General features: G+C 71.6%; 6 protein-coding genes. 2 read left to right on the forward strand and 4 right to left on the reverse strand.

Features of this window, described 5'->3' with window-relative positions:
• Nucleotides 1-187 precede the first annotated feature (187 nt).
• Nucleotides 188-1,804, forward strand: a complete 1,617-nt coding sequence (locus ACFWR9_RS37000) for a PucR family transcriptional regulator (protein WP_383850404.1) — start codon at nucleotides 188-190, stop codon at nucleotides 1,802-1,804.
• 10 nt (nucleotides 1,805-1,814) lie between these two features.
• Here ACFWR9_RS37000 and ACFWR9_RS37005 read toward each other — a convergent pair whose 3' ends face one another.
• From ACFWR9_RS37005 to ACFWR9_RS37020, 4 genes are read right to left on the reverse strand one after another with little or no spacing between them, the layout of a single operon-like run.
• Entirely contained in the window at nucleotides 1,815-4,196 is a 2,382-nt protein-coding gene (locus ACFWR9_RS37005) for a beta-glucosidase (protein ID WP_383850406.1), read from the reverse strand.
• The gene (locus tag ACFWR9_RS37010; RefSeq protein WP_383850410.1) at nucleotides 4,193-5,011 is read right to left on the reverse strand and encodes a carbohydrate ABC transporter permease; all 819 of its coding nucleotides are present in this window, start codon (nucleotides 5,009-5,011) and stop codon (nucleotides 4,193-4,195) included. Before ACFWR9_RS37010 ends, ACFWR9_RS37005 begins: the two co-directional genes overlap by 4 nt.
• The gene (locus ACFWR9_RS37015) at nucleotides 5,008-5,895 is read right to left on the reverse strand and encodes a carbohydrate ABC transporter permease (protein ID WP_383850413.1); all 888 of its coding nucleotides are present in this window, start codon (nucleotides 5,893-5,895) and stop codon (nucleotides 5,008-5,010) included. The genes ACFWR9_RS37010 and ACFWR9_RS37015 overlap by 4 nt, the downstream gene beginning before the upstream one ends.
• A 10-nt stretch (nucleotides 5,896-5,905) precedes the next feature.
• Nucleotides 5,906-7,210 carry an ABC transporter substrate-binding protein gene (locus tag ACFWR9_RS37020; RefSeq protein ID WP_383850415.1) on the reverse strand — a complete coding sequence of 435 codons (1,305 nt, stop codon included), beginning with the start codon at nucleotides 7,208-7,210 and terminating at the stop codon, nucleotides 5,906-5,908.
• A 319-nt stretch (nucleotides 7,211-7,529) separates the two neighbouring features.
• On the opposite strand from ACFWR9_RS37020, the gene ACFWR9_RS37025 reads away from it, so the two are divergent.
• The gene (locus ACFWR9_RS37025) at nucleotides 7,530-9,101 is read left to right on the forward strand and encodes a PHB depolymerase family esterase (RefSeq protein ID WP_383850418.1); all 1,572 of its coding nucleotides are present in this window, start codon (nucleotides 7,530-7,532) and stop codon (nucleotides 9,099-9,101) included.
• Nucleotides 9,102-9,376 lie beyond the last annotated feature (275 nt).

Here is a 9,376-nt window from a genome sequence, read left to right on the forward strand (position 1 = left end):
CCCCAATCCTGCCGCCCCCGGGGGGCCCCCAACCGGGCCTTCTGCCGGGGGGGGGCGGGTTTCCCGGAGTTGGTGAAACCGGCCCGCGGCCGGGCGCGCCGCCGCTCCGCGCCCGCGCCGCCCTCCGAGCGCTCTTGCGCAGGTCAAGGAGGCTTGTCAGAGTGACCAGGGGGCACAGGGAGGCACCGTGAGCGAGAACCGGCACCCGGGCCCGGAGGGCCGTCCGCCCACCGTGGCCGACGTGCTGGCCCTGCCGGTGCTGGCCGGGGGCGAGCCGCGGGTGGTCACCGGCGCGGACCGCGTCGACCGCCCGGTCCGGTGGGTCCACGTCACCGAGCTGACGGACCCGGCGTCGTTCCTCAAGGGCGGCGAACTCGTCCTCACCACGGGCATGCCGCTGCCCGAGGACCCGGCGGGCGTACGCCGCTACGTCGACGAACTCGCCGACGTCGGTGCCGCCGCCCTGGTCATCGAGCTGGTGCGCCGCTACCACCGGCCGCCGGACGCCCTCGTCCAGGCCTGCCGGGCGCGCGGGCTGCCGCTCGTCACGCTCGCCCAGGACGTCAACTTCCTGGAGGTCACGCAGGTCGTCCACGCGCTGATCCTCGGCAGCCAGGCGGACGCGATGCGCAGGACGCAGCGGGTCCACGAGGCGTTCACCGCGCTGACCCTGCGCGGCGCCGGTCCGGAAGACGTGGTGCGCGCGGCGGCGGAGATGAGCGGACGGACGGTCGTGCTGGAGAACCTGGTCCACCGTGCCCTGGTCTGCGAGCCCTCGGGCAGTACGGCGCAGGCCGCGCTCACCGGATGGGAGCGTCGCTCGCGGACCACGCCGGCCACCGACCGCACGGGCCTCGCCGGTCCCGAGGGCTGGCTCGTGGCCCCGGTGGAGTACCAGGGCGAGGGCTGGGGGCGGGTGGCCATGCTGCCGGGCGGGGACCGGTCCTTTGGACCCGAGGACGTCACCGTGCTGGAGCGGACCGCGATGGCCCTCACCATCGCCCGTCTCACCCACGCCACGCCCTGGGAACGCACCGCCCACCGCACGGCCCTGAGGGACCTCGCCGAGCGGCGCCACCGCTCCCCCGCGGACGCGCGCGCCCGTGTCGCGGCCCTGGGGCTGCCCGCGGAGGACGCCCGCTTCGTCGCCGTACTCGCGGACCTCCCGGGAGAGACGGACGCCGCGACGGCCGAGGCCCGCCTGTCCGAGGAGCTGAGCACGTCGGGGGCGCGGGCGCTCGTCGGTCTGCTCTCCCCCACCCGCCTGGGCGTGCTGCTGGCGCTGCGTCCGTCGCCGCCCTGGCGCGAGGCCGTCGAGCGGCTGAGCCGGGGCGTGCTGGACGCCGTTCCGGGCGCGACCGTGAGCGTCGGCTCCCCGGCCCCGGATCTCGACGGCGTCGCGCGTTCCTTCGGTGAGGCGGCCCGGGTGGCCGAGGCGACCGAGCCGGGCCGGCCCCCGCCGCCGGACCGCTCCTTCCACGAACGGACGGACATCGGCCTGCGCCGGCTGCTGTTCGCGCTGCGCGACGACACCCGGGTCCAGGACTACGCGGAACGGCAGTTGGGCCGGCTGCTCGACCACGACGCCCGGCACGGCACCGACCTCGTGACGACCCTGCGCGGCTATCTGGACGCCGCGGGCAACAAGACCGTCGCCGCCCGGTCGGCGGGGCTGTCCCGGGAGACCGTCTACCAACGGCTGCGGACGATCGAGCGGTTGCTCGGGCGCGACCTGGAGTCCGGCGAGCAGCGCACCGAACTCCATGTCGCGCTCCAGGCGCTCGATGTGCTGCGGGGCCGCTGACCCGGGCGCCTCAGCCGCCTGCCGCCGGTTCCTGCTCGAAGACGGCGTGCAGCCGCCGCGTGTGGTCTACCCGCCGTTGCGGACCGGTGAGGGTGACTGTCGCCGTCAGGGGCGGCGCGGTGCTGGATGCGGCGAACCGCAGCTCCAGCGCGCCTGGTTCGACGACGCGGTGGCCGTCGCGCCCCGTGAAGGAGGCGAGGTCGGCCGGGACCGCGACGCGCACCCTGCGGGCCTCGCCGGGTGCCAGCGGTACCCGGGTGTAGCCGACGAGGCGCTGCACCGGCTGGACGACGGAGGCCACCGGATCGTGCAGATAGAGCTGGACGACCTCGGTGCCGTGCCGTTCACCGGTGTTGCGGACGGTCAGTGCCAGCGCGAACTCGCCGTCGGTGGGCGCCTGGCGCGCGTCCACCGCGAGGTCGCTCCAGGCGAACGTGGTGTACGTGAGGCCGTGCCCGAAGCCGAACGCGGGCGTCGGGTCGATGCTGGACACCTCGCTGACGTGGGCGAGCCGCGCCCCCAGATAGGTGGTCGGCTGGGCACCGGCTCCGCGGGGCACGCTGACCGGCAGCCGGCCGGAGGGGCCGGTACGCCCGCTGAGCACGCCCGCGAGAGCGGCGGTCCCCTCCTCGCCGGGGAAGAAGGACTGCACGATCGCGGCGGACTCCGTCACGGACCGGCCCAGCGCGTAGGGCCGGCCCGCGAGCAGCACCGTGACGATCGGCCTGCCGGTGTCGAGGAGCGCGTCGAGGAGCCGTTGCTGGGCGCCGGGCAGGGCGAGCGACTCGACGTCGCAGCCTTCACCGCTGGTGCCGCGTCCGAACAGCCCGGCGCGGTCGCCCAGGACGGCGACGACGACGTCCGCCTCCCCGGCCGCGCGGACGGCCTCGGGGATGCCGGAGACGTCGCCGTCGTCGACGCCCGTGCCGTGCGCGAGCGTGAACTCGGTGTCGGGGAACTCGGCGGCCAGGGTGGCGCGCAGGGTGGGCAGGCCGATGCCGACCGGGGTGGTGGGGTGGTGGACGCCGATGTGCTGGGGGAAGGAGTAGCAGCCGAGTACGGCGGTGGCCTCGTCGGCGTTGGGTCCGACGAGGGCGATGCGGCGCGGCCGGGCGAGCGGCAGCGTGCCGTCGTTGCTCAGCAGCACGACCGCTTCCTCGGCGACCGTGCGGGCCAGTTCGCGGTTGTGGGGCCCGTCCAGGTCGATCCGGCCGCGCAGGGCCTCCGGGTCGTCCAGGTCGGCGCCGTCGAGCGCGGCGGGCACCGGGTTCCAGTCCGGGTCGAGCAGCCCGAGGAGCGCCTTCTGGGTGAGCACCCGGCGCAGGGCGCGGTCGATCACCTTCTCGGGGACCCGGCCGGCGGCGACCGCCTCCACCAGGGGTGCGCCGAACGTCTTGACGGTGGGCAGTTCGACGTCGACGCCCGCCCGCAGCGCCGCTCCCGCGGCCTCCGCCCAGTCGGCGGCGATGCCGTGCAGCGTCTTGAGGAAGGCGATGCCGAAGTAGTCGGCGACGACGGTGCCGTCGAAGCCCCAGGTGTCGCGCAGCAGCCCGGTGAGCAGGTCCTCGTCGGCCGCCGCGGGCACGCCGTCGGTGTCGGTGTAGGCGTGCATCACCGACCGGGCGCCGCCCTCGCGGATCGCCATCTCGAAGGGCGGCAGCAGGACGTCGGCGCGCTCGCGCGGGCCCATCGGGGAGGGCGCGAGGTTGCGTCCGGCGCGGGAGGCCGAGTAGCCGGCGAAGTGTTTGAGGGTCGCGACGACGCCGGCGTCCTCCAGGCCGCGCACATAGGCGGAGCCGATGGTGCCGACGAGGTACGGGTCCTCGCCGATGGTCTCCTCGACCCGGCCCCAGCGGGCGTCGCGCACCACGTCCAGGACGGGTGCGAGGCCCTGGTGGACGCCGACGGACCGCATGTCGCGGCCGATGGCGGACGCCATGCGCTGCACCAGGTCCGGGTCGAAGGTGGCACCCCAGGACAGCGGGACGGGGTAGGCGGTCGCACCCCAGGCGGCGAAGCCGGCCAGGCACTCCTCGTGCGCGACCGCGGGGATGCCGAAGCGGTTCGCCGAGGCGATGCGGGCCTGGGTGCGCAGCAGCGAGAGCGCGCCGAGCGCCGGGTCGACGGGGGCGGTGCCGAAGGGCCGGGTCAACTGGCCGAGCCCGGTGGGCAGGAGCGCGTCGAGGTCGACGGCCTCCTCCATGTCGTGCTGATGGGGGGCTACGTCTCCGCCCTCGTCGGACGCGCCGACCCAGACGCCGTACAGCTGGGCGATCTTCTCCTCGGGGGTCATCGCCTCGATGAGCGCGGACACCCTGGTGGTGACGGAGAGGGCGGGGTCGTTCCAGAGGGGGATTTCGGGGGTGGTCTCAACCGCCACGTTGTGGGTCACTTTCCTCCGACGCCCATCAGGCCCTGGACCAGGGCGCGACGGGCGAACAGGTAGACGAGCAGGACGGGCACCATGGACAGCACCACGGCTCCCAGCAGGCCGGGGATGTCGATGCCGTGTTCGGTCTGGAAGTTGTAGAGGCCCAGGGTGACGACCTTGGTGGCGTCGGACTGGGTCAGGACGAGCGGGAACAGGAAGCCGTTCCACGCCTGGAGGGCGGAGAACACGACGATCGTGGACAGTCCGCCGCGCGACAGCGGCACCACGAGCTGGAAGAACATGCGCCGCGGGGTGGCGCCGTCCATGGTCATGGCCTCGAACAGCTCCGGGGAGATGTCCCGCATGGCGCCGCTGAGGATCAGCGCCGACATCGGCAGGCAGAACGCGGTCGTGGGCAGGATGACGCCGAGCAGGTTGTCGTACAGCCCGGCCTCGCTGATCAGGTAGAACATCGGCACGATCACGGCCTGGGCGGGGATGGCGAGGCCGAGCAGGAACAGCCGGAAGACCGCCGAGGTGGCCCGGCCGCGGCTGCGCACGATGGCGTAGGCGAGGGGTGGGACCAGCAGCAGTACGAGGCCGACCACGCAGGCAGTGACGACGAGGGTGTTGAGGAAGTACCGGCCGAAGCCGGAGTCGAAGGCGCCGGTGTAGTTGTCGAGCGTGAAGCTGTCCGGGATCGAGACCGGGCCGTTCTCGGCGTAGTCCTGCCGGGTGCGCAGGGTCGCGGCGAGCAGCACGTACAGCGGCAGGCCGACCAGGAGGAGCCATACGAACGAGCCCGCGCCGGCCAGGTAGTTCGGTCGGCGCCTCATGACACACCCTCCATGGAACTGCGCATCTTGTCGTAGCCGGAGACCCGGACGACGATCAGCGAGATGACGGTGGCCGCGACGACCAGGGCCAGGGCGATCGCGGAGCCGGTGCCGTAGTCGAAGCTCTTGAACGCCTTGTCGTACATGTAGTAGGCGCTGATGGTGGTGTCGGTGCCGGGGCCGCCCTGGGTCAGGATGAGGACCGTCTCGAACGTGGTCAGGCCGCCGACGATCATCAGGATCACCGAGGTGATCATGGCAGTGCGCAGCTGCGGCAGTGTGATGTGGAAGAACTGCCGGTAGCGGCCCGCCCCGTCGATCTCCGCCGCCTGGTACAGCACCTGCGGGACGGCGCGGGCGGCACCCTGGTAGATCAGCGTGTGGAACGGGGTGAACTGCCACGTGCTGACGAACGCGAGGACCCCGATGGCGGTGGCCTGTTCACCGAACAGGTTGCCGTCGCCGAACAGCCAGGTGGCGGCGGAGGGGATGCCGAAGTTCGGGTCGAGCAGCGCCCGCCACAGCACGGACACGGCCGTGGCGGACAGCAGCAGCGGGATGAAGTAGATGACCGACAGGACGGCGCGGTTGCGCTGGTTCCCGGCGGCCCAGACGCCGAGCAGGATGCTCAGCGGGGTCTGGAGGGCCACGCCGAGCGCGGTCAGCAGCAGGGTCAGCCAGACGCTCTTGAGCATGACCGGGTCGTCGATGAGGCGCGACCAGTTGTCGGTGCCGACGAACTCGGGCGGGCTGATCCCGTCCCAGCTCATGAACGACAGCACCGCCACCATGATCAGCGGCACGATCGCGAAGAGGGCGAAGAACACTGCGGCGGGCAGCGCCCAGGCGAAGCCGGGGCGGGTGCTCGTGGTCTGTGTGGTCATGAGCCGTTCGTCAGTCGGTCGGGAGGGCCTGCATGGCCTTGATGAAGCCGTCCGTGTCGAGCTGTCCGTTGAAGAACTGCTGGACGGCCTTGTGCATGTCGGAGGTCGCCTTCTGCGGGTACGCCTGGTCCCAGGACAGCTGGAACGACGGGGCGTCGGCGACGAGGTCGTACTGGAAGCGCGAGTACTCGGGGGTGCCCGAGCCGTCGATGAACTTGTCGGTGTTGGTCGTGGTCGGCAGGTTGCCGATGTCCAGTTGCGCCTTGACGAACTCGTCGGAGTACATGAGCTTCAGGAACTCGGCGACGGCCTCGGGGTGCTTGGTCTTCTTCATCACCGAGTAGTAGTTGTTGGTGTTGCCCGCGACGCCGGCCGGATCCCCCTTGCCGCCTTCGACGGCCGGGAAGGCGGTGTAGCCGAGGTCCTTCTCGGCGAACTCCTCGTGGTCCGTGAGCTGCTGGGAGTAGTACCAGGAACCCATCAGCTCGAAGCCGGCCTTGCCCGAGGCCATCAGCTGGACCGAGCCGCCGTTGGTGTACTTGACCGAGTCGTAGTTCTTGCCGAAGGCGCCGGTGTCGACGAGCTCCTTGATCATGCCCAGGGCCTTCTTGCTGTCCGCGCTCTCCCAGGCGCTCTTGTCGCCCCCGACGGCCTTCGCGAACAACTCCGGTCCTGCTGTGCGGTCGTAGAGGTACTGGAACCACATCTGGGTCGGCCAGACGTCGCCGCCGCCGAGCGCGATCGGCGTGACCCCCTCGTCCTTGAGCTTCTCCACCGCGTCGAGCAGCTCGTCCCAGGTCTTCGGCGGCTCGACGCCCGCGTCGTCGAGGACCTTCTTGTTGTGGAAGAGCAGGACCGGCTGGGTGCCGCGCATCGGGATGCCGTACGGCTTGCCGTCGACGACGCCACTGTCGAAGACGGACGGCAGGAACTTCTTCTTCAGGTCGGCGTCCTTCTCGATGAAGCCGTCGAGCGGCAGCAGCAGGTCGGCCTCGACGAACGGCTTGATGCTGCCGCCGCCCCAGTTGAAGAACACGTCCGGGGCCTGCGGCGTGCTGATGATCGTCTGGAGCTTCTTCTGGTAGTCGGCACCGGGGATGGTGTCGAGGACGGCCTTGACGTCGGACGTCTTGTTGAAGGTGTCGACGATCTGCTGTTCGACCTTGTTGCTGGCGTCCCCGTAGACCAGAACATGGATCTTGCCGTCGTCGGACGACGCCCCGCCGTTCCCGTCGCCGCAGGCCGACAGGCTCAGCGCCAGGGCGAGCGTCGCGGCGGTGGCGACGAGTCCGGGCAAGCGCGCACGTGTCTTCATCGTCTGCCTTTCGAAAGTTTCGGTCCTATTGCCGAAATCCCATGCTGTCGGACAGTAAGGTCAGACGGGAATCTTGGTCAATGGCCGTGCGCAAGCCGACTCAATTCGTTATCGATCGCTTCCGACAGTTTCGAAGCCCGTGTCGGCGCCCCGGAGCCGGCCGAGCACGGCGAGGGTCGGCACGGCATGTGCACTTGGCACAGGGAGCGAGCGCGCCGTATGTGGTCCGCACCGGTCGTCGCGGCGGGGGCCCGGTCCTACTGTCCAGCCAGCAGTGAGACCCACGTCACTAACCCCCACGTGCCGTAGGAGTGTTGCGATGCCCCACACCCATCCCTCAGCCAGGCCGACGGCGCGCAGCGGCGTTCGTGCCTGGGCGGCCCTGCTGACCGTGCTGATCGCCGCGGCGGCGTTCCTGTCCGCACCCTCGGGATCCGCCCGCGCGGCCGGCCTCCAGGAGGTGACGGGGTTCGGGTCCAACCCCGGCAACCTGCAGATGTTCCGGTACGTGCCGGACGGCCTCCCGGCCGGCCGTCCGCTCGTCGTGGCGATGCACGGATGCACGCAGAACGCGGCCGCCTACGACGACGAGACGGGCTGGACGGAACTGGCCGACCGGCTGCGGTTCGCGTTGCTGCTCCCTCAGCAGCGCGGCTCGAACAACGCCAACGCGTGCTTCAACTGGTTCGAGAACGGCGACACGTCGCGCGGCTCCGGAGAGGCCCTCTCCGTCGTCCAGATGATGGACCGGATGCGCGCCGACAACGGCGTGGCAGCGGACCGTTCGTTCGTCACCGGGCTGTCGGCCGGCGGGGCCATGACGTCCGCGATGATGGCGGCGTATCCCGACCGGTTCGACGGCGGCGCGGTCGTCGCCGGGATCCCGTCGCGGTGCGCCACGAACCTGACCCAGGCTTTCGGCTGTATGAGCCCCGGCTCGGACAGGACGCCCGCGCAGTGGGGCGATCTGGTGCGCGGCGCCTCGTCCCACGGCGGCCCGTGGCCGGCCCTGTCCGTCTGGCACGGCACAACCGACGCCACGGTCGCGCCGATGAACCGGCGCGAGCTCGTCGAGCAGTGGACCGACGTCCACGGCGCCGACACCACCCCGGAGACCTCGGACACCGTCGGCGGCTACCCGCACCAGGTCTTCGAGGACGCCACGGGCCGCCCGGTCGTCGAGTCGTTCGAGATCACCGGCATGGGCCACGGCCAGCCCGTCGACCCGGGCAGCGGAAGCGGCCAGTGCGGACGGGCGGCCGCCTACATCCTCGACGTGAACATCTGCGCCGCGCACCACATCGCGCGGTTCTGGGGCCTCGACGCGGGAACCGACCCCGGCCCGGACCCCGGTACGAGGACGGTGACCTTGGCGAACGACGACAGCCGCGACGGCTACGTCAAGGCGGGCGCCGACGGCGCCGGGCCGGCGGTCGGCACGCTGGAGTCCGTCTACGGGCTGGGCGTGGGCCGGGGCGCGGACGGCAAGTACAACCGAGCGGTGCTCTCCTTCGACACCTCCTCGCTCCCCGACGACGCGGTCGTCGACAGTGCCAGGCTGTCCGTCACGCACGCGGGCGGCAGCGGCGACCCGTGGGGCAGCCCGGCCGGCAACTCCCTCGCGGTGGACGCGCACACCGGCTGCCTCGGCGCGTGCGTGATCGAACCCGCTGACTGGTCGGCGTCCCCGACCGCGACCGGGATCGCCACCGTCCCACGGTTCACCTCGGGCACCGCGTCCTCCACCGAGTTCTCCGGCCCCGGCCTGCGGGCCCTCGACCCGACCGGCACCACCCAGCTGAGACTCCGTTTCACCCGGGCCCCCGGAGCCACGGCGTATGTCTTCGTCGCGCCCGGTTCCGCGGCGAAACTCACCGTCACCTTCCACTGAACGGAGCTTCTGACTTGCGAGCCAGTCAGGATCTCAATCCACCCTTCCAACAGGGATTCCAGCTCAAGCGCTGTTGAGTTTTCCGCAACACGCCTCTAAGGTCGTGGCCCGTGGAAACCGACGACGTCCTCGAAGGCGCACCCAACGCCGACACCGCCGCGCGCGGCCGGGGGGGGGTCGCGGGCCCCCGGGGGGGGCCGGGGGGTTTTTAAAAAAAACACACCCCCCCAACAAAAAAAAAAGAGCGCGGGGGGGGGGGGGGGTGTGGTGGAGGG

Origin of the sequence: Streptomyces sp. NPDC058534 (assembly GCF_042717365.1) — a bacterium.
Lineage (GTDB): Bacteria > Actinomycetota > Actinomycetes > Streptomycetales > Streptomycetaceae > Streptomyces.